This is a genomic window from Sphaerisporangium flaviroseum (assembly GCF_039537005.1).
Taxonomy (GTDB): Bacteria; Actinomycetota; Actinomycetes; order Streptosporangiales; family Streptosporangiaceae; genus Sphaerisporangium; species Sphaerisporangium flaviroseum.
Map to the genome: position 1 here is coordinate 98,693 of NZ_BAAAZR010000040.1, position 25,114 is coordinate 123,806.

Here is a 25,114-nt window from a genome sequence, read left to right on the forward strand (position 1 = left end):
GAGAACCGCCTTCGTACGGCGGGCCGCTCGATGATCACAGGTTGCCGCGCCGCTCCTGCTCCCGCTCGATCGCCTCGAACAGCGCCTTGAAGTTGCCCTTGCCGAAGCCGAGCGAGCCGTGCCGCTCGATGAACTCGAAGAACACCGTCGGCCGGTCCTGCACGGGCTTGGTGAAGATCTGCAGCAGGTAGCCGTCCTCGTCGCGGTCCACCAGGATGCGGTGCTTCTTCAGCTCCTCGATGGGGGCGCGCACCTGGCCGATCCGCTCGCGCAGCGCCGGGTCGTCGTAGTAGGAGTCGGGCGTGTCGAGGAACTCCACCCCGGCCGCCCGCATCTGCTGGACCGTACGCAGGATGTCGTTGGTGGCGAGCGCGATGTGCTGCACGCCGGGGCCGCCGTAGAACTCCAGGTACTCGTCGATCTGCGACTTCTTGCGGCTGACGGCCGGCTCGTTCAGCGGGAACTTCACCTTGCGCGTGCCGTTGGCGACGACCTTCGACATGAGAGCGGAGTACTCGGTGGCGATGTCGTCGCCGATGAACTCGGCCATGTTGGTGAAGCCCATGACCCGCTTGTAGAAGTCCACCCACTCGTCCATCTTGCCGAGCTCGACATTGCCCACGCAGTGGTCGATGGCCTGGAAGTACCTCTTGGCCGGCGGCTCGATCAAGGGCTGGACCGGCACGTAGCCCGGCAGGTAGTGGCCGCTGTAGTTGGCCCGGCCGACCAGGGTGTGCCGGGTCTCGCCGTAGGTCGCGATGGCCGCGAGCACCACCTTGCCGTGCTCGTCCTCGGCCGTGTACGGCTCCTCCAGCCCGCGCGCGCCCGCCTTCACCGCGTGCGCGTAGGCGGCCTCCACGTCGGGCACGTCCAGGGCCAGGTCGATCACGCCGTCGCCGTGCTCGGCCACGTGGCGGGCGATCTCGGTGCCCGGTCGTACCGAGCCACGTAGCTCGAAGCGCGCGCTTCCGGAGGTGAGCACGTAGGCCACCTCGTCGCGGCTTCCCGTCTCCGGCCCCTTGTACGCGACCAGGCGCATGCCGAAGGCCGAGGAGTAGTAGTGCGCCGCCTGCTTGGCGTTGCCTACCGCGAAGACCACCGAATCCATGCCGTGTACGGGAAATACATCGCTCATGGGGTCACTCTCAGACGATGTGGCCTATCTGTGCAAGTGTTACCCAAACTAGTAGGCATATTGCCTAGTGGAATGCGGACATCAACGGTAATCCTGTACAGCATGATGATTGACGAGCTGGACGCACGGCTCATCACCCTGCTCGCCGCCGAGCCGCGGGTGGGCATCCTGGAGGCGTCCCGGCGGCTCGGTGTGGCCCGGGGCACGGTCCAGGCGCGGCTCGACCGGCTCGTGGAGAGCGGGGTGATCACCGGGTTCGGCCCCGATGTCGACCCGGCCGCCCTGGGGTACCAGGTAACCGCCTTCGTCACCCTGCAGATCCGGCAGGTGAGCGGCCATGATCCGGTCGCGAGCCTCCTCGCCTCCATTCCGGAAGTGCTGGAGGTCCACACGATCACCGGTGGCGGTGACATGCTGTGCAGGGTGGTCGCGCGGAGCAACGCCGACCTGCAACGGGTGATCGACGTCATCGTGGACGTCGAGGGGGTGGTGCGCACGTCGTCGGTGATCGCGCTGGACACACCGGTGGCCTACCGGGTCCTGCCTCTGGTGGCCGACACGCCTCGCCATCGCGGCCGCTGAGGCCTCGCTTTTCTCGCGAGAACCCGCCCCCCGTTTCGTACGAAAACGTGGCGATCAGCGGGTCTGTCCCGTACGTGAACCAGGGAACTCGCGAGCATGTCCCATAGAAGGAACGGGAAATCTGCGAGCCTGGGCCATGCGGAGAATGAGAGCCCACTCGACGAGCGGAGCACCGCTATCTATCGTTTACTGTGGACGATCCGCCCAGCTTACGGGGGTTTGCTGAGTAGTAGATCGGGGGTAACGCCGTGCGGGACGTAGAGAAGAAGCGCAGGTCGAGGCGCCGTCTTCTCCGCCGGTTTCTCATCGCCGGTGGCATCGCCGTTCTGGGCCTCGCCGCGATGGTGGCCCTGGTGTGGGTTCTCACCCCGATCCCCGACACCACGCAGAAGCTCGCGACCGCGCAGGGCTCGCTCATCTACTACCGAGACGGCAAGACGGTGCTCGCCAGGCAAGGCGTGAACCGCAAGGCCGTGCCGCTCGAAAAGGTGCCCCAGGTGGTGCGCGACGCGGTCATCTCCGTCGAGAACCGCACGTTCTACCAGGATCAGGGCGTGTCTTTGCAAGGTACAGCCCGTGCGATGTGGTCGACCGTCACCGGCAACCAGGTCCAGGGCGGCTCGACGATCACCCAGCAGCTCGTGCGCAACTACTACAGCGGACTCAGCCAGGAGCGGTCGGCCACGCGCAAGTTCAAAGAGATCATGATCTCGCTGAAGGTGGACCGATCCAAGTCCAAGTCCTGGGTGCTGGAGCAGTATCTCAACACCATCTACTTCGGCCGGGGCGCGTACGGGATCCACGCCGCCGCCCAGGCGTACTTCGGCAAGGACGTGTCCAAGCTGACCGCGTCCCAGGGCGCCTACCTCGCCGCGGTGATCCAGCAGCCGTCGCGGTTCGCCGCCCCCAAGGGCGCCGACCTGGACGCCGCCAAGGCCCGCTGGCAGACCGTGGTGAACGCCATGGTCAAGACGCGCTCGCTCGACCCCTCAGAGGCCGCGGCGCTGACCTTCCCCGAGCTGGCCAAGCTCAAGAACCCGCTGTCGCTCAGCGGGCAGAAGGGCTACATCCTCGCCCAGGTGCGAGCCGAGCTGAACAGCCGCGGCTACACCGACGAGGACATCTACCAGGCCGGCCTGAAGATCACGACGACGTTCGACAAGAGCCTGATGGCCGCCGCCGAGCGCGCGGTCGAGGAGACGCTGCCGGCGGGCACCTCCGGCAAGGTGCGCACGGGCCTGGCCGCGGTCGATCCCGCCACCGGCGAGGTCATGGCCTTCTACGGTGGCAAGGACTACGCGAGCAACCAGTACGACAACGCCTTCTCCGCCAAGGTCCAGGCCGGGTCCACGTTCAAGCCCTACACGCTGGCCGCCGCGCTGGAGAACGGCTTCGACCTCAACACCCGGGTCAACGGCAACTCGCCGATACAGGTGGCCTCCGCCAAGGACCCGATCCCCAACGCGGGCGGCACCTCGTACGGGTCCGCGATCGACCTGGTCGAGGCCACGCGCAACTCCGTGAACACCGCGTTCGTCGACCTGGCGCAGAAGGTCGGGCTGAAGAAGGTCGCCAAGGCGGCGGAGGCCGCGGGCATCCCGGCGGACCAGATCGCCAAGCAGAAGGACTACCCGACCTTCCCGCTCGGCACGGCGTCGGTCAGCGCCGTCCAGCAGGCCTCCGGGTTCGCCACGTTCGCGGCGAACGGCATCCACAGGGCGGCGCACTCCATCCGCTCGGTGACCGACTCCCAGGGGCACACCAGGAAGTTCACCGCGGAGGGCGTCCGGGCGTACAGCGAGGCAACGGCCGCCGACGCGACCTACGCCATGGAGCAGGTCGTGGAGGGCGGCACCGGCACGGCCGCCCGGCTGTACGACCGTCCGGTGGCGGGCAAGACCGGCACCAGCGACTCCGCAGGCTCCGTCTGGTTCGTGGGCTTCACCCCGCAGCTGTCGACGGCCGTGAACATGTTCCGCGACGACAACAAGACCGTGACGGTCCCCGGGTACGGAGCCCTGTTCGGCGGGTCACTGCCCGCGCAGATCTGGCGGGCGTTCATGTCCGAGGCGATGTCGGGCAGGCCGGTGAAGGACTTCCCCGGGGCCACGTCGTACAACCCGTACTACGACCGCTGGAACGGCGGCTTCGACGGGAACGGCTGGGGCGACAACGGCGACCGCTGGGGTAACGGCGGCTTCGGCGACGGGCCGCCGCAGGACGACCGCCCCGCTTCGCCGGACCCGTCGCCCAGCGAGGGCCTGCCGACGGAGGACCCGGGCCCCACCGGCGGCCCGGACCCGGATCCCGAGCCCGACCCCACCGGCACCCTCGTGCCGGAGACCCGCCAACCCGTCGAGACCCCACCCCCACCGGCCTGACGGCGGCCGGCGGCGGGACGGGTGGCCTGACGACGGCCTCAGCGGCGGGACGGGTGGCCTGACGACGGCCTCAGCGGTGGGACGAGTCGGTCAGCTCCCGTGTCAGGTCGGCGGGGGAGGTCACGGGGGCACGGCAGGTGAAGCGCCGGCAGACATAGGCGGCGGGCTCCCCGCCGACCAGGCCCCGCCCTTCCATCAACGGCACGTCGCCGTCGCCGACCGCGATCACCGTGCCGGGGACGCCGGCCATGAGCGCGGCCCGGTGCAGCGCGGTGGTACGCGGATCGTCCAGCGGGCCGGTGATCGCGACCTCCACGGGCCCGGCCAGCGCGGCCTCGGCCACCGCGAGGCCCCATCCGGCGAACCGGGCATGCTTGCCGGCGAGCGTCGACACCGTGCCGATGGCGGCCTCGGCGGCCTCCCGATGACGCGCCGACCCGGTCAGGGCGCCGTACGCCAGCAGCGCCCCCGCCGCCGCGAACTGCCCCGACGGCGTGGCGTTGTCGGTCGGGTCCTGGGGCCGCTGGAACAGCCGCTCGCCGTCGTCGGGGGTGTCGAAGAACCCTCCGGCCCCGTCGGGGAACCGGTCGAGCACCGTGCCGAGCAGGGCTCCCGCCCGGTCGAACCAGCGTGCCTCCCCGGTGACCCCGTACAGCGTCAGGAACCCCTCGGCGACGTCGGCGTAGTCCTCCAGCACCCCCGCGTTGGCTCCCGCGCGGCCGTCCCGCGACGTGCGCGACAGGCGGGCTCCGTCGAGATGCACCTGGTCGAGCACCTCCGCGGCCGTGCGAGCCGCCTCCACCAGGTCGCGGCGGCCGAACAGCGCACCGGTCTCGGCCAGCGCCGCGATGGCGAGGCCGTTCCACGCGGCCACCACCTTGTCGTCCCTGCCGGGGCGTACCCGGGACGCACGGGCGGTCAGCAGTTCCGCGCGCACGTCGTCCAGCATGGCGCGGTCGGGCGGGTCGGAGAGCAACTGGAGCACCGAGGCGCCGTGCTCGAAGGTGCCCTCCTCCGTCACCTCGAAGACCGTGGCGGCCCAGGCGCCGCGCTCCTCGCCGAGCACCTCGCGCAGCTGAGCGGGCGTCCAGACGTAGAACTTGCCCTCCACGCCCTCGCTGTCGGCGTCCAGCGCGGAGGCGAAGCCGCCCTCGGGGGTGCGCATCTCGCGGAGCAGCCAGTCGGCGGTCTCCAGGGCCACGCGCCTGGCCGTCGGAGACCCGGTGGACCGCCACCAGTGGGTGTAGACCCGCAGCAACAGCGCGTTGTCGTACAGCATCTTCTCGAAGTGGGGCACCACCCAGCCGGCGTCGACGCTGTAGCGGGCGAAGCCCCCGCCGAGCTGGTCGTACATGCCGCCGCGCGCCATGGCGTCCAGGGTCTTCTCCGCCATGGTCATCGCCTCGGGCGTGCCGTGCCTGAGCAGGAACTCGAGGACCATGGACGGCGGGAACTTGGGCGCGCCGCCGAACCCGCCGCGGACGGGGTCGAAGGTCCGTGCGAGGTCGCGCACGGCCTGTTCCGTCGTCTCGGCCGTCGGCAGGAGCCCGCCAGAGAGCGCGGCCCCCTGGCCCAGCGCCTCCACGACCTTGGAGCCCTGGGAGACCACCGCTTCCCGGTCTTGGGTCCACGCCTGTGAGACCCCGGCGAGGAGCCGCTGGAACTGGGGCCGGGGGAAGTAGGTGCCGGTGTAGAAGGGATGGCCCTCGGGCGTGGCGAACACGGTCATCGGCCAGCCGCCGTGCCCGTTCATCGCCGTGGTGGCGTTCATGTAGACGGCGTCCACGTCGGGCCGCTCCTCGCGGTCGACCTTGACGTTGACGAACCGTTCGTTCATCATCCGCGCCGTCTCGGCGTCCTCGAAGGACTCGTGGGCCATGACATGGCACCAGTGGCATGCGGAGTACCCGACGGAGACGAGCAGCGGCACATCTCTCCGCCGCGCCTCCGCGAACGCCTCCTCACCCCATTCGAACCACTCGACGGGGTTGTCGGCGTGCTGCAGCAGATAGGGGCTCGTCGCGTCCTTCAAGCGGTTCATCAAGACCCTCTCCTGCGTATCGGTTCTCGAGTGGGCGCATCGGCCGCGCCACCCTTGTACCCCCACGGTCCTTCTCACACTAGGCGAGGAGCCGGTGACGGCGATCAGGTGGTCAGGGCGGCGAGAACGCGAAGACGGCGCCCGCCCGATGGCGCGCGCCGTCTCCGGAACGTCGTGTGGCCGAGTGATCTTCAGGCCGTGGCCGTGACCAGCCAGGCTATGCCGAGCAGCACGACGACGGGAATCAGCCACACTACGGCCTCGATCGCGAACTCCTTGTACACCGTCAACTTCTCCCTCTATGTCGTGTGGCGCGGTGACTCGTGCGCCATGCAGCTTAACGGGCCTACGCACCGAACAGACGCACGTTGACCTCCCGGGCACGCGCGGCGAGCTCGGGGATCTCCACGACCTCGACACCCGCGGCACGCAGGGTCTCCGCGCCGACGCAGTCGACGAACAGGTCCGGCTCGCGCCAGGCGAACACGACGCGCCGGATGCCGGAGGCGAGGATGAGCTCGGTGCAGCTGCGAGGTCGCGACGATCGCGTGCTGCACGGTTCGAGCGAGCTGTACAGCGTCGCCGACGCGAGCCGCGGGTCATCGCGGGCGATCTTGGCCAGGACCGCCTCCTCGGCGTGGTCGAGCGGATGGGACTCGCGGGAGTAGCCGGTGGCGACGACCTGGCCGTCACCGCCGACGACGACGGCTCCGACGGCGAACGCGGTGGCCGAGGGGGGACACTCGCGCGAGAGCTCGACCGTCCTCTCCAGCCACCGCCGGTCGGTCCGCCCCGAGGGAAACGCGGCACCTTCCGGGCCTTCGGCCGTGGTGTCAGCCATCGGACCGCTCATGGTCGCCGGACTCGGGAGGGAGGTAGCGCAGGAGTACCACGTCGCCCATCGGACGGGCTTCGGCCAGGCGCATCCTGTTCGCCGGGCCGTACGGGAAGGCGCCGGCCCCGACGAATCGGGGAGCGGCCGGGTCTCCGACGAAGAAGGGGGCGACCACGAGGTGGATCTCGTCGACGAACCCCGAGGAGAGGAAGAGCGTATGGATCGCGGTGCCGCCCTCCACCATGAGCCGTCCCACCCCGCGCGCGGCGAGATCGGCGAGGACGCCGGTGAGGTCGAGCGGATCACCGGCGTCCACCACGGTGGCCACCTCCGACAGGGACTTACGAGCCCTGCCGGCGCAGGCGCCGGTCGCGTACACGATCTTCTCGACCTCGCCCCAGGCGAAGAAGCGCGCCTGCGGATCGAGGTCGGCGTGGCCGGTCAGCGTGACCTTGAGCGGGGTCTCGCCGAGCCCGCGCCGCACGCGCTCGGCGCGGCGGGCGGGCGAGCGGACCAGGAGCCGCGGGTCGTCGGCGCGAATGGTGCTCGCGCCGACCAGGACGGCGTCGCAGCCGGCGCGCACCTCGTCGACCCGATCGAAGTCGGCCGCGTTGGACAGGGCCAGCGGGCCGCCGGAGGAGTCGTCGATATAACCGTCGATCGACGTCGCGACCGACAGCAGGATGTAGGGGCGCTCAGCCACCGAGGGACCTCCATGACGGATGCTTCCAATCATGGACCCCGCGAGGTCCGAGCGCCGACATCACGTGGCGGCCTCCGCCCGGAGCGAACGGGGCCGCCGTGGCGGCGTCAGGCCGCCTGGGGCGCGTACCTTTCGACGCAGACCTGCACGAGGCGCACGATCAGCGCCTCGACCAACATCACGGCCGCCTTGGCGAGAACAGAGGCAAGGAAGTTGTACACCGGGACCTCACAGTAGGGTTTTGGTTGCTCCATACAGTTTTATGGATGTATGTAGCGTTTTGTCCCATTTGAGATGTCCGTTTGGTGAACGTCTAGTGACCGGTGTCGTGAGCTGGGGTGATCAACCGGCTCGCCAGGGCGGCCACGCCCCCGCTGCCGAGCCCGATGGTCCAGCCGACGGGGCCGACCGGACGGCATCCGAAGAGCTGGCTGAGCCCGGGAACCGAGACCGCCACGAAGAGGCTCGCAAGGGAGACCGAGGCGGCGACCACGACCGTACGGTCCGTCGCGCCCACCGCGAGGGTCTGCGCGAGCTGGGCCGACACCAGGCCGATCAGGCCGACGGTGTCGGCCCGCGCCTGCGTGCCCGTGGGGCGCGCGAGCATCCAGGCGATGGAGGCGGCCGCCGCCGTCGTGGCCGCGCGTGTGTAGATGTCCCGGGTGAGGGCCGCGCCCAGTGAGGCTTCGGGCCCTTCCATGAGCAGCCTCTCCGGGCTCGTGGCGCTCGGCGGCCGGACGGCGATCGCCAGGGCCGGCAGCATGTCGGTGAGCAGGTTGACCAGCAGGAGCTGCCGGGCGTTCAGGGTGTTGCGGCCGGCGATCAGGTTCGAGCCGACCGTGAAGACGATCTCCCCGAGGTTGCCGCCGAGCAGGATGCCGAGCGAGTCGCGGACCGAGCTCCACATCGCCCGGCCCTCGACGATCGCGTCCACGATGGTCTCGATGCGGTCGTCGGTGACCACCACGTCGGCCGAGGCCCGCGCGGCCGGGGTGGCACGCGAGCCGAGCGCCACGCCCACGTCGGCGAGCCGGATGGCCGGGGCGTCGTTGGCGCCGTCGCCGGTCACCGCCACGACCTTGCCCGCCCGCTGCAGCCCGGCGACGATCCGCGCCTTGTGCGCCGGAGTGACGCGCGCGAAGACCGACACCTGCGGGAGCACCTCGGCCAGGATCGAGTCGTCGATGGCGTCCAGCTCCGCCCCCGTCATGACCCGCAGGCCGTTCAGCACGTTCAGCTCGGCGGCGATGGCCTCGGCCGTGCTCGGATGGTCACCGGTGATCATGACGACCCGGACGCCCGCCCGCACGAGCCGGTCCACGCTGCTCGCCGCGGTGGGCCGCACCGGATCGGCCAGGCCGAGGAAGCCCAGGAAGCACAGCTCCTCAAGACGGGACTCGTCGAGGTCGCGGCGGCTCGACGCGGCACGCTCGGCGACGGCGAGCACGCGGTAACCCTGCTGGGCGAGCCGGTCGACCTCCTTGGCCAGCGAGTGGCCGGCCTCCCCGTCCAGGGGCGTCACCTCGCCCTCGCTCAACATGGTGGTGCAACGGGTGAGCACCACCTCCGGAGCCCCCTTCACGCTGAGCAGGTGGCCGCCCCCGTCGTCGGCTCCCGCCTTTCCCAGCACGGCGTGATAGCCCCGTGCCGACTCGAAGGGCAACTCGTCGACCCGGTGCCAGCCGTCCAGACCTTCCGAAGGGACCACCCCGAGCTTCTCCGCCCCCTCCACCACCGCGCGGTCGGTGAGGTGCGGGACGGCACGCTCGCCGTCGAGCCGGGGTCCCGCCCTGAGGGCTGCGGCCAGGATGCGCCGGTATTCCTGGGGCAACTCCTCGACACGATGCTCCGAGCGGCCATCGGAGATCTGGCGCAGGCTGATGTGGCCTTCGGTGAGGGTGCCGGTCTTGTCGAAGCACAGCACGTCGACCCGCCCGAGTGCCTCGATGGTCGAGGGGTTGCGCACGAGCGTCTCACGGGTCGACAGGCGCCTGGCCGCCGCCAGCTCGGCGACGGTGGCGACGAACGGCAGACCCTCGGGCACGGCCGCCACCGCCAGGCTGACCGCGGGGGCGAGCGCTTCGGCGAGTGTGGAGTGCCGGAGCAGGTTGGCGCCCATGAGCACGACGCCCGAGCCGATGGCGGCCGGCATGATCTGGCGGCTCAGGGCGCGCAGCCGCAGCTCCACGCCGGTCGGCGGCGCCTCCATCCGTCCAAGCTCGGCCGTACGGCCCGCCTCGGTCGTCGTACCGGTGGACACCACAACGGCCAGGCAGGTGCCCGCCGCGATCGTGGTGCCCTGGTAGACCATGGAGTTGCGGTCGGCCACCGCGAGGGCGGCGGTGGGCGCGGGCGACTTGGCGACGAGCTGCGACTCTCCGGTCAGAGGCGACTCGTCGACCTCCAGGCCGCGGGCCTTGAGCACCCGGCAGTCGGCGGGCACGGCGTCACCCGCCCGCAGCTCGATCACGTCCCCTCGCACGAGGTCGTCGGCGGTGGCGTCGATGGACCCGCTCGGCCGGCGCAGCCGTACGGGGACGGCGGTGGCGTCGGTGAGCCGGGTGAGCGCCTGGTCGGCGTTGGTGCGCTGCACTCCGCCGATGAGCCCGTTGACGGCCAGCACCCCGCCGATGAGCACGGCGTCCAGAGCCGATCCCACGGCCGCGGACACCCCGGCGGCCACGGCCAGCAGCGGCGTCAGCGGGTTGGCGAGCTCCTCGGCGGTCGCGCGCAGCAACGAGGTGGGCCGCCCGATCTCCTGCCGGATCGGCGCGGCCCTGCGGCGCGCGGCCTCCGCCTCCGAGAGCCCGGCCGCCGTCGAGGAGACGCGGGCCAGGACGTCCTGCGCCGGCAGGGCGTGCCAGGGGGTGCGGTCGACGTGCTGCGGCAGCGTTTCGCGGCCGAGGTCGCGTCCCGTCCAGGCGCCGGTCACCAGCGTGACCAAGGAGGTGGCGTCGCTGAGCAACTGCACCCGGCTCACGGAACCCGCGGCCGGGCCGAGGACGGTCAGCGCGCCCCCGAGGGCGGCCCCGGCGGCCGACACCTTGGTGCTGCGCTCGCTCGTGGCCCGTGCCAGGGAGAGGGACCTCAGCAGAAGGTGCGCCGCGTCGGGCCCGCCGATGACGTCCGCGTCCCACGGCGGGCGGCCCGCCCGGGTCAGCACGCCGATCCCCAGATCCGACTCGCTCAGCCCGCGCCGGGTGCGCTGCGTCACCAGCGCCACGCCGTGCCCGTCCGCCTGCAGGGCACGGATGGACATGGGCAGCCGGCTGCCTCCGTCGACGAGCCTGCCGGCTCCGAACCGCCAGCCGAGGCTCGGATCGCCCCCGGCGATGGCCACCTCGCACATGTCACCGGCGGCGGAGACGAGCGCCTCGGCGAACGGATGCACCTCGGGGACCACGCCGACCAGGGCGACGTTCTCGCCTCGATACGTCACGGCGGTGGGCCGCACCCCCTTCTCCCGCCAGTGCGAGGCAACGTCGGGTACGGCCGCCAGCGCCTCGGCCGCCCAGTCGCCCTGCTCGCGGCGTACGGTCGCGTCCGCGCCCTCGATGAGCGTGTAGATGCGGGCGTGCAGCTCGTCGGCGTCCACATCGGCGCCCGAGGCGAGCCTGATGACCTCGTGCACGGTCCAGGAGCCCATGGTGAGGGTCTCGGCGTCGAAGACGACGGTGTCGATGCGATCCATGCCGCGCACCGCGTCGCGGTCCAGGATCAGCGCGCCCCGGTGCGCCGCGGCGCGCCCCACCGCGCTGACGAAGGCGTCCCGGCCGAGCCGGGCGGCCTTGGGCGTCCCGGCGACGAGCATCGCGAGCGCTCGTTGCTGGTCGGAGCTGACGGCCGAGGTGAGGCCGTACGAGGCGAGCGCCCCGACGCTGAGGGTGTCCGCGTAACGCTCGATAGGGCCGTAGGGCAGCGGAACCGGGCGGGGAGTGACGGCGGTCCTGATGTAACGGTAGCCACCCTTCCTCGCGGCGAACTCCTCTTCCCTGACCCGCCACGCGTGGCGCCCGGCGGCGGCCTCGACACAGCGGCCGGCCGCCGCCAGCGAGTCGATGAACAGCGCGACAGGGCGCAGCGCGAGGGTCTGCGCGGTGAAGCGCGTGCCGGCGAACACCATGTTCGCGGTCGGCCGCCCGAGACGACGCTCCAATTCGTGGCGCACCCGGGGCGTGGACTCCGCCAGCTGCAGCAGCGCGGGCAACGCGGCCGGCGCCTTGGCGACGTGGGTCACCTGGCCGACCAGGGTCACGCCCACGCCGAGGAGCCCGGCGCCCAGCTCCACGATCGCGCGGGCGTGGTGCTCCACCGCGTGGCGGGCCGTCCGGCCGTCGCCGTCCGGCTCGGCCACGTCGAACTTCTCCACGATCGACAGCAGCTCGCCGACGTCGACGGCATCTCTGTCGCATCCGACGAAGACGAAGCGGAGGGCGCCGTTGACCTCCGCCCGGTCCACCCCGCCGACCTCGCACAGGCGCTTTTCGAGGGCGCTCGCCTCGCGCGAGGTGCCCGGGCCGCCGACGTTCCGCACCTCGATGCGCATGCCTCCCACGCACTCATGGACCTGCCGGGGACAGGGAAGCAGCGCCCGCACGGTCTCGGGTAGAAGAGACGCCAGCAGCCCTGCCGTACCCCTGATTTCACGAAGCAGGAACACAACGCCTCCACGACCCGGTGCCGACATGCCGATCAGACCGCGTGGCAGGCGGTCTGATCATTCGACCCTAAGTATTCCCAGGTCAGGCGGTTGAACGCCTCTCCGTCTCATTCGCCGTTCTCGATGCGGCGCTGGTCCGCGCCGAAGTGGCGCGGGAGGCGGCGCCGGTCGTACGCGAGCCGGTCGCCCGGGAGGTCGAACGCGTGGCACGCGCGGTCTCACCGGTGGCACGCGAGGCGGTGCCGGTCGCACGCGAGGCGGCGCCGGTGGCACGCGAGGCGGCGCCGGTGGCACGCGAGGCGGTCGCCCGGGAGGTCGAACGCGTGGCACGTGCGGTCTCACCGGTGGCACGCGAGGCGGCGCCCGCGGCACGGGATGCCCGCGTGGGCGTCTCGGAGGCCGTCCGGGCCCTGGACGCCCTCGCCCGTGTCGCCGGCTGCTCGGACGCCGGAGTGGCCGCCCTGGACGTCCGAGGAGTGGCGGACCGCCTGGCCGGCGTGGGAGCCGGCTCGGCCTGCTGTCCTTGCTGGGCGCAGGCGCGCGCCGCCAGCATGGTCCCTGCGCCGATGGCGGCCGCGACGGGCCATTCCATCAGCCCGAAAGCCGCGAGCAGCCCGAGCCCGCCGTAGTACGCGATGCGCTCCGGCGGTGGCAGGAACGTCCTTGCGGTCTCCACCGCGCGGCCCATCTCCTGCCCTCGGGGCATCTGCATCGTGCCGGTCTCGCCGGTCGTGCCGGAGGTACGGCCGCCGGGCATGCGCGGCGTCCGGAACCTCGGCATCTGCGGCATGTGCGGACGGTGGACGTGGAGGCTGACGACAGGAGTGTCCAGCTGGATCAGATCGCCGTTGGAGGCGGATGTCGATTGTGTACGATCACGGTTCACGCGCGACGTCTGGGTCACGGTCATGGCCCCTCCTCGGGTGCGATGCAATCTCCTCATTTCACCCTTTGCCCAGTTCAGCGGTCACCGCTAGGGCCTTTCGTCCTGTCCTGTCATGGCGTCTTCCCGCGGCCGGACCGGTCTGTCCGGCCGATGACCGCGTGAGCCGGATGGTCGCGCTGTCACCATCCGGCGCATGGGCGTAGGCTCACGGGGCGTGAACGTGGATCTGGACTTCGTCAGCGAGCACGCAGGTCGGCCCGTGGCCGACCTCACCCGGCGCGATGTCGCGCGCGCGTTGCTCGCCGTGCCGAGCGGTCAGGCGCTGGTGGCGATGCCCGATCTCCGCCGGGCGATGCTGGCGGCGGGCAACCCTCTGTCGGCCGCCTTCTGGGACTCGGCCAAGGCCACGCTGACCGGCATCGAGGCCGGCGTGGCGACGGTGGGGGACGTCCAGCGATGGCTGGAGGCCACCGGCACCGAGCCGATCCTCATCACCCGCAGCTACTTCGTCTGGCCCGAGGAGGGCGACCGCGGCCCGGTGGCCGAGGAGCTGTACGAACAGCTCGTGGCCCACCTTGAGGAGCACGTCGCGATCGGCGAGATCGACCCCGACCGCCTCGTCTCCGGTGACTCCGACGCCCGCGAGGTCTACGAGGGCATCCAGGACCGATGGCTCTCCACGGCCCTCCCGGACGGCCGGGTGCCCAGCATCGCCGTCGGCGACGAGCTCGACGACGGGTTGTTCGCCTCCTGGGACGAGGAGGAGGCGTTCGCGCTCAGCGAGCTGCACCGCGTGCTCGCCGACCTGCCCGAGCCACCGCGCCCCGACGGCGACCTGGAAACGGCGGCCCGGCGGCTCCGCGCGGTCCTCGCCGAGCCGGGATACCCGGGTTCGGTGCTCAAGGCGTGCGCGGGTCTCGACGGCGAGCCGCTTCCCGAGAGCGACACCGAGCTCTGGCTCATGGTGGCGGCCGGCATCGCCTCGCCGGTCTCCGACCTCCAGGACGAGGACGAGCACCAGTTCTGGGACCTGGAAGGCGAGCTCAGCCAGGAGGACTCGGCGCTCGCCGCGATCTGCACCATCCACCACGCCGACTGGCTGGCGGCCGTGATAGCGCTGGCCCGTCGCGGCCCCGGCGTGCTGGCCTCACCCGAGCGCATCGCCAGGTTCGTCGCCGAATCCGAGGACATCGACGTCGAGATGGACGACCCCGAGGACCTGGAGACGACCGAGGCGCTGTTCAGCTCCGTCACGCCCCTGTGGGAGAGGCTCGGCATCGTCGACGACAAGACGATCCTCACCCCGCTGGGCTGGTGGGGCCTGCCCAAGGCGCTGGAGCGGGCGTGGACCCCCGAGTGACCGCGCCGCCCTCGACGACGACCTGAGGCCCCGACGGGCCTGGCCGGGTCTTCCAGCCGGTTCTCCCCGGCGTCGCCTCAGGTCGCGTCGGGGCTGCCGGCGTGCTCGGTCTCCGGGTCGTGTGCGGCGAGAAGGTCGCCGTACTCGGGGTGGCGCTTGATGTAGCTCGCGACGAAGGGACACCGGGGCACGACCGTGACGCCTGCCTCGCGGGCCGAGTCGAGGGCGCCGCGGACCAGGGTGCTTCCGAACCCATGGCCCTCGAACTCCTGGTCCACCTCGGTGTGGGTGAAGACGAGCCGCCCGGGCAGCGCACGGTAGGCCGCGAACCCGGCGAGCCGGCCGTCGACCGTGATCTCGTAGCGGGCGGCGCCCGGGTTGTCGGCCACCTTGATCGCGTGGTCCATGGGGGAGTTCCTCTCGTGGGCCACGGTGCTCAATGGGTCCCGTTGGGGCGTGGTCGGGCTTCCTGCTCGTCGTTCGCCGGCTGCTCCAGATCGGCCTCGTGCGGAACCTCGATCTTGGAGATATGCCTGTTCATCGACTTCACCAGCAAGTACAGCGCGACACCGATGGCGGCGACCACCAGGAAGCCGATGAGGCCGGGGCCGACCGGGGTGGCCGGGGCGGCGGCGATCTGTGCGGTCAAATCAGTCACCTGTCAAGTCTGCCACCCGGGGTCCGCGGCTCGGTCGGCGGCGGGCCGGTGACCCGCCGCCGACGCCCGCGCCGGGGCCGGTGGCCGGCCCGTGACCCGCCACCGTCGGCCCCTCCGTCAGTGGCCGGCGCGTGACACCTCGCCCGCGTGGATGCCGGTGAACAGGTCGGCCTCGGGCAACTCGGTGTCGACGAGCGACCGGGCCAGGTGGAAGTCCTCGGTCGGCCAGATCTCCCGCTGCAGGTCGCGGGGGCAGACGAACCAGAAGCCGTCCGGGTCGACCTGGGTGGCGTGGGCGAGCAGCGCCAGGTCGCGGGTCTCGAAGTAGTCGCCGCACGGCACCCGCGTGGTGACCTCCCACTTCTGCGGGCGGTCCTCCCAGCGGGCGATCCAGTCTCCGTACGGGGAGCCGATGCCGCGGTCGGTCATGGCCTGGTGCAGGGCCTCGAAGCGCTCACGCGTGAACCCCATGTGGTAGTAGAGCTTGAGCGGCTGCCACGGATCGCCAAGGCCGACGTAGCGGTCGGGATCGCCCGCCGCCTCGAAGGCCTCCACCGAGATCTTGTTCGTCATGATGTGGTCGGGGTGGGGATAGCCGCCGTCGTCGTCGTAGGTCAAGATCACGTGTGGCCGGAACTCGCGCATGGCGGCGACCAGCGGGGCCGCCGCCGTCTCCAGCGGCTGGAGCGCGAAGCAGCCCTCGGGCAGCGGCTCGTTCTCGTCCTCGGGCAGGCCCGAGTCGACGAAGCCGAGGAAGGTCTGCCCGACCCCCAGGATCTCGCGGGCCTTCTCCATCTCCTGGCGCCGCACCTCGGTCATGTTCTCCAGGATGTCGGGCCGATCCATCTTGGGGTTCAGGATCGAGCCGCGTTCACCACCGGTACACGTACAGACCAGCACGTCGACGCCTTCGGCCGCGTAGCGCGCCATGGTGGCGGCTCCCTTGCTCGACTCGTCGTCAGGGTGCGCGTGTACGGCCATCAGCCTCAGCGGTGCACTCACGGCTCGGGTTCTCCTCAGGGTGTCCAGGACAGCTCCCCAGAGAGGTTAGTTTCTCTTGGGGCGGCGCGAGGGCCGAAGCCCTCGCAGGGGACAATCGTCTCGTGCAACATCGAAGGACCGCTGGGAGATTCCGCCATGGCCGATAGTGCTGCCGGTTCGACCGCTGGGGCGCCGGTTCTGGGCACCCCCGAGTCCTTTCCGGAGCGTCCAGGACGCTTGGGGCGTAGCGGGCGAGCCATTGCACTCGTCATCATCGGGATCTTTATCGCGATCGCGATGGGCGGTTGGGGCTACGTGATGATGACCGCCAAGGGAAATCCCGACGTGCTGACCGAAGTGATCGCTTTCGAGGTGGGCGGAACGAACTCGATCACGATAACCTTCCAGACGCACAAGCCCGCCGATCGCGAGGCCGTGTGCAGGCTGCGAGCCACCGACACCGACCACGTCGAGGTGGGCACGCGTGACGTCGTGCTTCCCCGCGGGCAGGCCGACTCCCGGCTGACCGAACGTCTGCAGACCAGCGCTCGCGCCACTTCGGGCCACGTGCAGTACTGCTATCTCGTACAATGAGACTTTTGGGAAAGCGTTCGGTCGGGTTAATTTGTTAGTCTCCCCGAATTCGAACGCTCGCAACTCTCACGAGTACGCAAGGAGAACCCGTGGTCGACTCCCGCGAAGAGAACGTCACCTGGTTGACGCAGGAGGCGTACGACCGCCTGAAGGCGGAGTTTGAGTATCTCTCGGGGCCCGGGCGCGTGGACATCGCCAAGAAGATCGAAGCCGCTCGCGAAGAAGGCGACCTCAAGGAGAACGGCGGGTACCACGCCGCCAAGGAGGAGCAGGGCAAGATGGAGGGCCGTATCCTCCAGCTCCGCCAGCTGCTCGACCAGGCGAGGGTGGGAGAGGCTCCCCGCGCCGAAGGAGTTGTCGGTCCAGGTATGACCGTGACCATCCGGTTCGACGGTGACGAGGACGAGGTGACCTTCCTGCTCGCATCCCGCGAGGAGAGCGGCGCGCCGATAGACGTCTACTCGCCCCGGTCCCCCCTCGGTGCCGCCATCAACGGCAAGAAGATCGGTGAACGCGCCACATACACGCTGCCCAACGGCCGGCAGAACACCGTGGAGATCCTGGAGGCCGTGCCGTACATCGGCAACTGACCCGCGCGGCCGGCCCCCGCGTCCCAGCCAGTGACATGATCCGCCGGAGCGCAGCTTCGGCGGATCCATGCTGATTAACGGCGAATCACCGGACACGCGGGTCTGGCTTCGGAACAATCAGGCACTGATGGGGACGAGGCACGCCTGGACGTTTCGACGAGCATGCGGCACTGTCATTGATCGGGACCTGCGAGACCAGGGCGAAAGGGGCGCGACGTGCTCGATCGGCGACCGGGTGGCACGACCGTCGTCCGAGAGAGCCTCACCCGGGGCCTGATCGGTGTCCGCGCCTATTTCGGCGGTGCCCTCAGCGAGGCACGCGAGGATCTGAGCTACCGGCCGCGCCTGCATCCCCGTCAGCGGCCCCGCCGCCGGCCGGTGCCACGGCTGCTGCGCCGGGCCGTGCCGATCATCGCCGTCGGCCTCGTCACGGTGCTCGCCGCCGACATCATGGTGCTCGGCGAGTTCGGCAAGCGCGAGTCGTGGGCCGCCGCGCCCGCCGCCCGCGTGCCGATCCCGAAGCGCGACGCCGGATACGTCGCGGCCACCCGCGACCTGCCCGCCGCCAAAGCGCAGACGCAGACGCGGTCCCAGGCCCAGACACAGGTGGCGCCGCTGGTCGCGCTCCGCAAGCCGCACCTGTTCGTGGTGACGCCCCGCTCGCTGTCCGCGGCCGCCGTCCGCAAGGTCAAGGCCCGCAGGGACGTCAAGGACGTCGAGGTCGTGAACGCCGCCGAGGTCATGATGGACGGCAAGCGCGTGCAGACCATGGGAGTGGATCCCTCGACCTTCCGCGCCTACACGCCTCGCTCCACGGCCCGCTCCGACGCTCTGTGGAACAGCGTGGCCGCGGGTGACATCGCCGTCTCGTTCACCCTCGGCAACGACGGTGGCGTGGCCCTCGGCTCCACGATCACCGGAGGCGGCCGCAAGCTGCGGGTCGGCGCCTACGCCACGATGGGCATGGGCATGATCAACGCCGTGGTCTCCCGGCAGGTCGCCACCTCGCTCGGCATCCCCGAGCGCAACGCGCTCCTCGTGAGCGCGCCGGGCATCGACTCCACCAGGCTCCGGCTGAGGCTGCTGAAGATCCTCCCCAAGGGCAGCCAGGTGGCCCTGATCAATCCGGTGCTCACACCCCCCGCCCAGGGGCGCACCTCCTGGCCTGTCGGTTCCTTCATGACCTCCGACCAGCTACGGGTGGCGCTCACGGCCGGGGCCGGCAAGCTGGGCCGGCCGTATGTCTGGGGCGCCGAGGGCCCGGACACCTTCGACTGCTCGGGCCTCGTGCAGTGGGCCTTCGCGCAGGCGGGGGTGCGAATGCCGCGCGTGACCCACCAGCAGTGGGTCAGCGGGCCGCAGGTTCCCCTGGCGCAGGCGCAGCCGGGCGACCTGCTGTTCTGGCGTAGCGACCCGACGAATCCCGGCTACATCTCGCACGTGGCGATCTACTGGGGTGACGGCAAGATGCTGCACGCGCCGCGTACGGGTGACGTGGTGAAGATCGCGCCCATCAACACCAGGAACCTCGCCGGAGTCGTCCGGGTGAGCCCGAGTGTGGCCGCCCGGGTCCGCTAGAGGGACAGCCCTCCTTCGAGGAGGTCCGGCACCTTCTCCATGATCTCGCCGAGTGGTTCCTCGCCGCCCGACTCGATCCAGCGGTCGACGGCCGCCACCCAGCCGCCGACGATGGCGCCGGCGAAGACGCGTACCTCGAAGTCATCGGCCGCCCGCCCGGTGCGCTCGGCGATGGCGCCGGTGAGCATGGCCATCGTGGCGATCTGTCCCTCGACCTGGCGGGCACGTAGCGCGGGGATCGACCACACGAGTCGCACGCGCCGCAGGATCGACTCCTCCTCGTCGGCGATGACCTGGGTGGAGATCTCGCGGACCGCCTCCCGGAGGGCGGCGAGGGTGGTCAGAGATCGGGGCTGCGCCAGGAAGGCCGAGATCAGCATGGGGCCGTAGTCGTCCTGCATGACCACGTCGTCCTTGGTGGGGAAGTAGCGGAAGAACGTGCTGGGCGACACCTCCGCGGCCTCGGCTATCTGCTCTATCGTCGTGCCGTCGTAGCCCTGCTCCGCGAACAGCCTCAGGGCGTGTTCCTGTATGGCGCGCCGGGTCTTGGCCTTCTTACGCTCGCGGAGACCGTGTCGCCGATCGGTTCGGGGTGGAGAGCTCATGGTCCGATTCTCCCGTGCCGGCCCGGTCCGGACTCGTCCTGATGGTCTCGGTCAAAATTGCTCTCTTGAACGTTGAACGTATGGGTGTAATCTCAATTACATGGAAACGGATGAAGCAGTAATCATCTCGTGGTTCACCGGTCGCCTGCCCCAGGAGTGGTTCTCCGGGCAGCACCAGTTCGTCCTCGACCGCGAGGAGATCGCCGTGGTCGGCACGCTTCCGACGCCGGCGACCGCCGAGGAGGCGTCGGCCGCGGAGAAGGCGGCACTGATCGACGGGCACATCCAGCGGTTCAGGGAAGAGACCCGCGAGCGCCGCATGGAGATCGCCCGAGAGGCCGAGCACCGGTTCCGCCGCAAGGTTTCCTGGGGGGTCTCCTACGGCGACGAGACAGTGATGTTCACCACCCTTTCGATCCCGGTCATGACCCGCCTGAGGCAGTCCGAGCGGCGCGTGCTCGACACGCTGGTCGCGGCGGGCGTCGCCCGCAGCCGCAGCGACGCTCTCGCATGGTGCGTGCGGTTGGTCGGCCACCACACCGACACCTGGCTCGCTGACCTGCGCGATGCCCTTCAGCATGTCGACCGCGTGCGTTCCGCCGGCCCGGAGTTGAATGCGTAGATTGGCCTAAACCAATTCTTTGACAGGCCTAGACCATTCGGATTGGCCTATACCAATGTGTACTCGGCGTCGGCTGGGTAGTGGGACCGCCGGCCGGGTGGCTCTCTTTTATCCCGGTCAAACGTGGGTAAAATCCACGGACCATCGCGGTCCCTGCCTGCCGTGACGTCGTACGGACGGGCAGCGGACAGGGGCCACGGCGGCGCATCGAATTCACCGGCGTGAAACAGAAATGAAATGGGAAGGGTGGATCTTCCGACTTGAGGAGTACTTGAACTCCCGTTTCATTGACTGGTCTACGCCAATTGGATTCGGCGCGGTTTGTCGTTAATGATGTTTGGCCTGAGAGTAAGGAGCCGGCCCCGTGTCAGTTTCCATTGAAATGACCGCACCGACGACCCACACCGAGCTCATCGCCTGGGTGCGGGAGATCGCCGAGCTCACCGGTCCCGACCGTGTCGAGTGGTGCGACGGGTCGGAGGCCGAATGGACGCGCCTCACGAACCTGCTGGTCAAGCAGGGAACCTTCACCCGCCTCGCCAAGCGCCCCAACAGCTTCCACGCGGCATCGGATCCCACCGACGTGGCCAGGGTCGAGGACCGCACCTTCATCTGCTCGGAGGACCCCGAGGACGCCGGGCCGACCAACAACTGGATCGCTCCCAAGGAGATGCGCGCGACCTTCGACGAGCTGTTCAGCGGCTGCATGCGCGGGCGCACGATGTACGTCGTGCCCTTCTGCATGGGCCCGCTCGGCGGCGAGATCTCCCAGCTCGGCGTGGAGATCACCGACTCCCCGTACGTCGCCGTCTCCATGCGGGTCATGACGCGGATGGGGGAGGAGGCGCTGCGGCTGATCGAGAAGCGCGGCGACTTCGTCAAGGCCGTCCACTCGGTCGGGGCGCCGCTCGCGCCCGGCCAGGAGGATGTCCCCTGGCCGTGCAACAAGACCAAGTACATCAGCCACTTCCCGGAGACCCGTGAGATCTGGTCGTACGGTTCCGGCTACGGCGGCAACGCGCTGCTCGGCAAGAAGTGCTACGCGCTGCGCATCGCCAGCGTGATGGCCCGTGACGAGGGCTGGCTGGCCGAGCACATGCTCATCCTGAAGCTCACCCCGCCGACCGGCGATACCCGCTACGTCGCCGCCGCGTTCCCGTCGGCCTGCGGCAAGACCAACCTCGCGATGCTCCGGCCGACCATCCCGGGCTGGAAGGTCGAGACGGTCGGCGACGACATCGCGTGGATGCGCTTCGGCGCGGACGGCCGGCTCTACGCGATCAACCCCGAGGCCGGGTTCTTCGGCGTGGCGCCCGGCACCGGCGAGTCCACCAACGCGAACGCCATCAAGACGCTCTGGGGCAACAGCATCTTCACCAACGTGGCGCTGACCGACGACGGTGACGTGTGGTGGGAGGGCCTGACCGACGAGCCCCCGGCGCACCTGACCGACTGGAAGGGCCGTGACTGGACCCCCGGGTCGGCCGAACCGGCGGCGCACCCGAACGCCCGTTTCACGACCCCGGCGGCGCAGTGCCCGACGATCGCTCCCGAATGGCGTGACCCCAAGGGCGTGCCGATCTCGGCGATCCTGTTCGGTGGCCGCCGCGCGACCGCCGTGCCGCTGGTGACCGAGTCGCGCAGCTGGCAGCACGGCGTGTTCCTCGGGGCCAACGTGGCGTCGGAGAAGACCGCCGCGGCCGAGGGCAAGGTGGGTGAGCTGCGCCGCGACCCGTTCGCGATGCTGCCCTTCTGCGGATACAACATGGGCGACTACTTCGCCCACTGGATCAAGATCGGTAAGACCGGTGCCGCCGACAAGCTGCCCCGGCTCTACTACGTCAACTGGTTCCGCAAGGACGCCTCGGGCCGCTTCCTGTGGCCGGGATTCGGCGAGAACAGCCGCGTGCTCAAGTGGATCGTGGAGCGCCTGAACGGCGAGGCCGAGGCCGTGGAGACGCCCATCGGGCTGGTGCCGCCCAAGGACGCTCTGGACACCGAGGGTCTCGACATCTCCGAGGCCGACCTGACGACCCTGCTGTCGGTCGACCGTGAGGTGTGGAGGGAAGAGGCCGCGCTGGTCCCCGAGCACTTCCAGACGTTCGGCGACCACCTGCCCAAGGAGCTGTGGGACGAGTACCACTCCCTGGTGAGCCGTCTGGGCTGAGCCTCTCAGGACGTTTGGGGGGTTATGTCCGGGAAATTATGACTAGGGTGATGGTTGTACGTTCCCGTGAGCCGACGGGCGCAACGGTGTTCGGCTCGCCGTACGACATCACCCTCGAACCTCCCAGGCCCCGCTCGCCGCAGGGCCGTTCGCACTGGTACGGAACGATGACGTCCCAGTACGCGGCCGGCCCCTGCACGCCGGCTGCACGGTTCCGGGACGGAACAGCAACCCAAGCGAGGGGCGGGCGAGCGCTCGGGCACGCGATAATTGCGTGTTGTCAACGCCCCGAAGCGGACGGGCGGCGAAGGGGAGGTCTTCATGGGCGTGCGCGATCTCGTGTACCGGCTGTACGAGCGCCGGCTCGAGACGAAGCTGTCCTCCGACCCGATACCCCGGCACGTCGGCGTCATCGTCGACGGCAACCGCCGCTGGGCGAGGGCCATGGGCCTGCGGGACGTCAGCCACGGGCACCAGAAGGGCGCCGACAAGATCTCCGAACTGGTCGAGTGGTGCCGTGAGGCGGGCGTGGAGATCGTCACGGTGTGGCTGCTCTCCAGCGACAACCTCACCCGGCCCAAGGAAGAGCTCGACCCCCTCATGGAGATCATCGAGGAAACGGTCCAGGGACTGGTCGTCGGGGGATGGCGGGTGAACCCGATGGGCGCGTTGGACCTTTTGCCCGATCGCACGGCCAGGATCCTTAAAGATGCGAAAGAAGTGACATCACGCCGACCTGGGCTGATTGTGAACGTTGCAGTTGGGTATGGAGGAAGGCGTGAGATCGCTGATGCGGTGCGCTCCCTCCTCCAGGAGCACGCCAGCAAGGGCGCGAGCATCGAGGAGCTTGTCGAGGTCCTCGATGTCGAGCACATCGCGGAGCATCTCTACACGCGCGGCCTCCCCGACCCGGATCTTCTCATCCGCACCTCGGGAGAGCAGCGACTCTCCGGATTCCTGCTCTGGCAGAGCGCCCACTCCGAGTTCTACTTCTGCGAGGCCTACTGGCCTGACTTCCGCAGGGTCGACTTCTTGCGGGCGCTGCGGTCGTATGCCGCGCGGCACCGGCGGTACGGGAACTGAAACACCCCGTGAATACCCCCTATTAGCCCTGGTCGAGCTGTTGGGTAGGGGGAATCCACGACGTACCGTAAGTAGTAGGCAGTCCATACGGCCTACTTCGGGAGAGGGTCCGCCCTTGCGTCGCCTTACGACGAGGAGGGCCGGGATCCGGCATCGCCTCGAACCTATGGGGGCGCACGACCGGACCCGGTCCGTTCACCACCTCATCTGGCAGGGCGCTTACTCCTGGCGCCCGGGGGAGAACGCGTGGCAGTGTCCTCGAGTAACTCGTCCACAACCTCCAGTAGCGCGACGCCGTCCAGGCGTACCTACATTGTGGACACCTCTGTCCTCCTAGCCGACCCTGCGGCGATGAGCCGCTTCGCCGAGCACGAGGTAGTACTACCGATCGTCGTCATCACCGAGCTGGAGGGCAAGCGGCACCACCCAGAGCTCGGTTACTTCGCCCGGAAGGCGCTGCGCTTCCTCGACGACCTGCGGGTGAAATACGGCAGGCTGGACGAGCCCATGCCGATAGGCGAGGGCACCATCAGGGTGGAGCTCAACCACAGCGACCCCGCCATATTGCCGGCCGGCTTCCGGCTCGGCGACAACGACACCCGCATCCTCACCGTCGCGCGGTCCCTGGCGGCCGAGGGCTGTGACGTGGTGCTGGTGTCCAAGGATCTCCCCATGCGGGTCAAGGCCGCCTCGATCGGGCTCGCCGCGGAGGAATACCGCGCCGACCTGGTGGTGGAGTCCGGATGGACCGGCATGGCCGAGCTCCAGGTGACGACCGAAGACGTGGAGTCGCTCTTCGAGAACTCCACCCTCGATCTGGAGGAGGCACGCGAGCTTCCGACGCACACCGGCCTGCGGCTGCTCTCGGCCAGGGGCTCCGCGCTCGGCCGCATGCTGCCCGACAAGTCCGTGCGGCTGGTGCGCGGCGACCGGGAGGTGTTCGGCCTGCACGGCCGCTCGGCCGAGCAGCGCATCGCCCTCGACTTACTCATGGACCCCGAGGTGGGCATCGTCTCCCTCGGCGGACGGGCCGGCACGGGCAAGTCCGCCCTCGCCCTGTGCGCCGGCCTGGAGGCCGTGCTGGAGCGGCGCCAGCACCGCAAGGTCATCGTCTTCCGCCCTCTGTACGCGGTGGGCGGCCAGGAGCTGGGCTACCTGCCGGGATCGGAGAACGAGAAGATGGGCCCCTGGGCCCAGGCGGTGTACGACACGCTCGGAGCCGTCACCACGCCCGAGGTCATCGAAGAGGTCCTCGACCGGGGGATGCTGGAGGTCCTCCCGCTCACGCACATCCGGGGCCGTTCGCTGCACGACGCCTTCGTCATCGTGGACGAGGCCCAGTCGCTGGAGCGCGGCGTCCTGCTGACCGTGCTCTCGCGCATCGGCGCCAACTCGCGGGTGGTGCTCACCCACGACATCGCCCAGCGCGACAACCTCAGGGTCGGACGGCACGACGGCGTGGTGGCCGTGGTCGAGAAGCTCAAGGGGCATCCGCTGTTCGCCCACGTCACGCTGACGCGATCCGAGCGCTCGCCCATCGCCGCACTGGTCACCGAGATGCTGGAGGACATCACACCCTGACCGCAGCCGGCGATCACGGTCCCGCCGGCCGCGGCGGACCGTGGTCGCGGTGGGGTCCACGCCGGACCCCGG

Annotated in this window: 20 protein-coding genes; 10 read left to right on the plus strand and 10 right to left on the minus strand. The window is 70.0% G+C overall.

What is annotated here, in order from left to right; translation table 11 throughout:
* Window positions 1–34: 34 nt before the first annotated feature.
* A complete protein-coding gene (gene hppD / locus ABD810_RS34295) occupies window positions 35–1,135 on the minus strand; it encodes a 4-hydroxyphenylpyruvate dioxygenase (protein WP_344950581.1) in 1,101 nt (366 codons plus the stop codon).
* Between the two features lie 102 nt (window positions 1,136–1,237).
* Between hppD and ABD810_RS34300 the strand changes: the two genes are divergently transcribed.
* A complete protein-coding gene (locus tag ABD810_RS34300; protein WP_344950584.1) occupies window positions 1,238–1,717 on the plus strand; it encodes an Lrp/AsnC family transcriptional regulator in 480 nt (159 codons plus the stop codon).
* Window positions 1,718–1,965: 248 nt separating this feature from the next.
* Window positions 1,966–4,098 carry a transglycosylase domain-containing protein gene (locus tag ABD810_RS34305; protein ID WP_344950586.1) on the plus strand — a complete coding sequence of 711 codons (2,133 nt, stop codon included), beginning with the start codon at window positions 1,966–1,968 and terminating at the stop codon, window positions 4,096–4,098.
* A 70-nt stretch (window positions 4,099–4,168) separates the two neighbouring features.
* Here the strand turns inward: ABD810_RS34305 and ABD810_RS34310 are convergent, their stop codons facing one another.
* The 5 genes from ABD810_RS34310 to ABD810_RS34330 all read right to left on the minus strand — a co-directional run bounded on the left by ABD810_RS34310 (window position 4,169) and on the right by ABD810_RS34330 (window position 13,247).
* Entirely contained in the window at window positions 4,169–6,139 is a 1,971-nt protein-coding gene (locus tag ABD810_RS34310) for a thioredoxin domain-containing protein (RefSeq protein WP_344950589.1), read from the minus strand.
* Between the two features lie 346 nt (window positions 6,140–6,485).
* Window positions 6,486–6,980: a deaminase gene (locus tag ABD810_RS34315; protein WP_344950592.1), complete on the minus strand. Its 495-nt coding sequence runs from the start codon at window positions 6,978–6,980 to the stop codon at window positions 6,486–6,488.
* Entirely contained in the window at window positions 6,973–7,677 is a 705-nt protein-coding gene (locus ABD810_RS34320) for a RibD family protein (protein WP_344950595.1), read from the minus strand. The genes ABD810_RS34315 and ABD810_RS34320 overlap by 8 nt, the downstream gene beginning before the upstream one ends.
* 313 nt (window positions 7,678–7,990) lie before the next feature.
* Window positions 7,991–12,337, minus strand: coding sequence for a cation-translocating P-type ATPase (locus ABD810_RS34325; protein WP_344950597.1), 4,347 nt, complete (start codon window positions 12,335–12,337; stop codon window positions 7,991–7,993).
* Window positions 12,338–12,419: 82 nt separating this feature from the next.
* Complete coding sequence (locus ABD810_RS34330) at window positions 12,420–13,247, minus strand: hypothetical protein (RefSeq protein ID WP_344950600.1); 828 nt, start codon at window positions 13,245–13,247, stop codon at window positions 12,420–12,422.
* A 190-nt stretch (window positions 13,248–13,437) separates the two neighbouring features.
* Here ABD810_RS34330 and ABD810_RS34335 point away from each other — a divergent pair, with 190 nt between their 5' ends.
* Complete coding sequence (locus ABD810_RS34335; RefSeq protein WP_344950603.1) at window positions 13,438–14,583, plus strand: hypothetical protein; 1,146 nt, start codon at window positions 13,438–13,440, stop codon at window positions 14,581–14,583.
* Between the two features lie 77 nt (window positions 14,584–14,660).
* Here ABD810_RS34335 and ABD810_RS34340 read toward each other — a convergent pair whose 3' ends face one another.
* The 3 genes from ABD810_RS34340 to mca form a co-directional block, all read right to left on the minus strand.
* Window positions 14,661–14,990: a GNAT family N-acetyltransferase gene (locus ABD810_RS34340; protein ID WP_344950606.1), complete on the minus strand. Its 330-nt coding sequence runs from the start codon at window positions 14,988–14,990 to the stop codon at window positions 14,661–14,663.
* A 29-nt stretch (window positions 14,991–15,019) separates the two neighbouring features.
* Complete coding sequence (locus ABD810_RS34345; protein WP_344950609.1) at window positions 15,020–15,232, minus strand: hypothetical protein; 213 nt, start codon at window positions 15,230–15,232, stop codon at window positions 15,020–15,022.
* Window positions 15,233–15,358: 126 nt separating this feature from the next.
* Window positions 15,359–16,243, minus strand: a complete 885-nt coding sequence (gene mca / locus ABD810_RS34350) for a mycothiol conjugate amidase Mca (RefSeq protein ID WP_344950613.1) — start codon at window positions 16,241–16,243, stop codon at window positions 15,359–15,361.
* Between the two features lie 135 nt (window positions 16,244–16,378).
* Here mca and ABD810_RS34355 point away from each other — a divergent pair, with 135 nt between their 5' ends.
* From ABD810_RS34355 to ABD810_RS34365, 3 genes are all read left to right on the plus strand, one after another.
* Window positions 16,379–16,816: a DUF4307 domain-containing protein gene (locus ABD810_RS34355; RefSeq protein ID WP_344950616.1), complete on the plus strand. Its 438-nt coding sequence runs from the start codon at window positions 16,379–16,381 to the stop codon at window positions 16,814–16,816.
* Between the two features lie 89 nt (window positions 16,817–16,905).
* A complete protein-coding gene (gene greA / locus ABD810_RS34360) occupies window positions 16,906–17,406 on the plus strand; it encodes a transcription elongation factor GreA (protein WP_344950618.1) in 501 nt (166 codons plus the stop codon).
* A 216-nt stretch (window positions 17,407–17,622) separates the two neighbouring features.
* Window positions 17,623–18,984, plus strand: coding sequence for a C40 family peptidase (locus tag ABD810_RS34365; protein ID WP_344950621.1), 1,362 nt, complete (start codon window positions 17,623–17,625; stop codon window positions 18,982–18,984).
* On the opposite strand, the gene ABD810_RS34370 is transcribed toward ABD810_RS34365, so the two are convergent.
* Window positions 18,981–19,589 (minus strand): acyl-CoA-like ligand-binding transcription factor, encoded by a 609-nt coding sequence (locus ABD810_RS34370; protein WP_344950623.1) that lies wholly within the window; start codon window positions 19,587–19,589, stop codon window positions 18,981–18,983. The two genes, ABD810_RS34365 and ABD810_RS34370, sit on opposite strands and share 4 nt — an antisense overlap.
* Window positions 19,590–19,689: 100 nt before the next feature.
* On the opposite strand from ABD810_RS34370, the gene ABD810_RS34375 reads away from it, so the two are divergent.
* From ABD810_RS34375 to phoH2, 4 genes are all read left to right on the plus strand, one after another.
* Window positions 19,690–20,211, plus strand: a complete 522-nt coding sequence (locus ABD810_RS34375) for a hypothetical protein (protein ID WP_344950625.1) — start codon at window positions 19,690–19,692, stop codon at window positions 20,209–20,211.
* Window positions 20,212–20,593: 382 nt separating this feature from the next.
* Window positions 20,594–22,378: a phosphoenolpyruvate carboxykinase (GTP) gene (locus ABD810_RS34380; protein ID WP_344950824.1), complete on the plus strand. Its 1,785-nt coding sequence runs from the start codon at window positions 20,594–20,596 to the stop codon at window positions 22,376–22,378.
* Between the two features lie 321 nt (window positions 22,379–22,699).
* Window positions 22,700–23,461: an isoprenyl transferase gene (locus tag ABD810_RS34385; RefSeq protein ID WP_344950627.1), complete on the plus strand. Its 762-nt coding sequence runs from the start codon at window positions 22,700–22,702 to the stop codon at window positions 23,459–23,461.
* 312 nt (window positions 23,462–23,773) lie between these two features.
* Window positions 23,774–25,042, plus strand: a complete 1,269-nt coding sequence (gene phoH2 / locus ABD810_RS34390) for an RNA 5'-3' helicase PhoH2 (RefSeq protein WP_425567006.1) — start codon at window positions 23,774–23,776, stop codon at window positions 25,040–25,042.
* Window positions 25,043–25,114 lie beyond the last annotated feature (72 nt).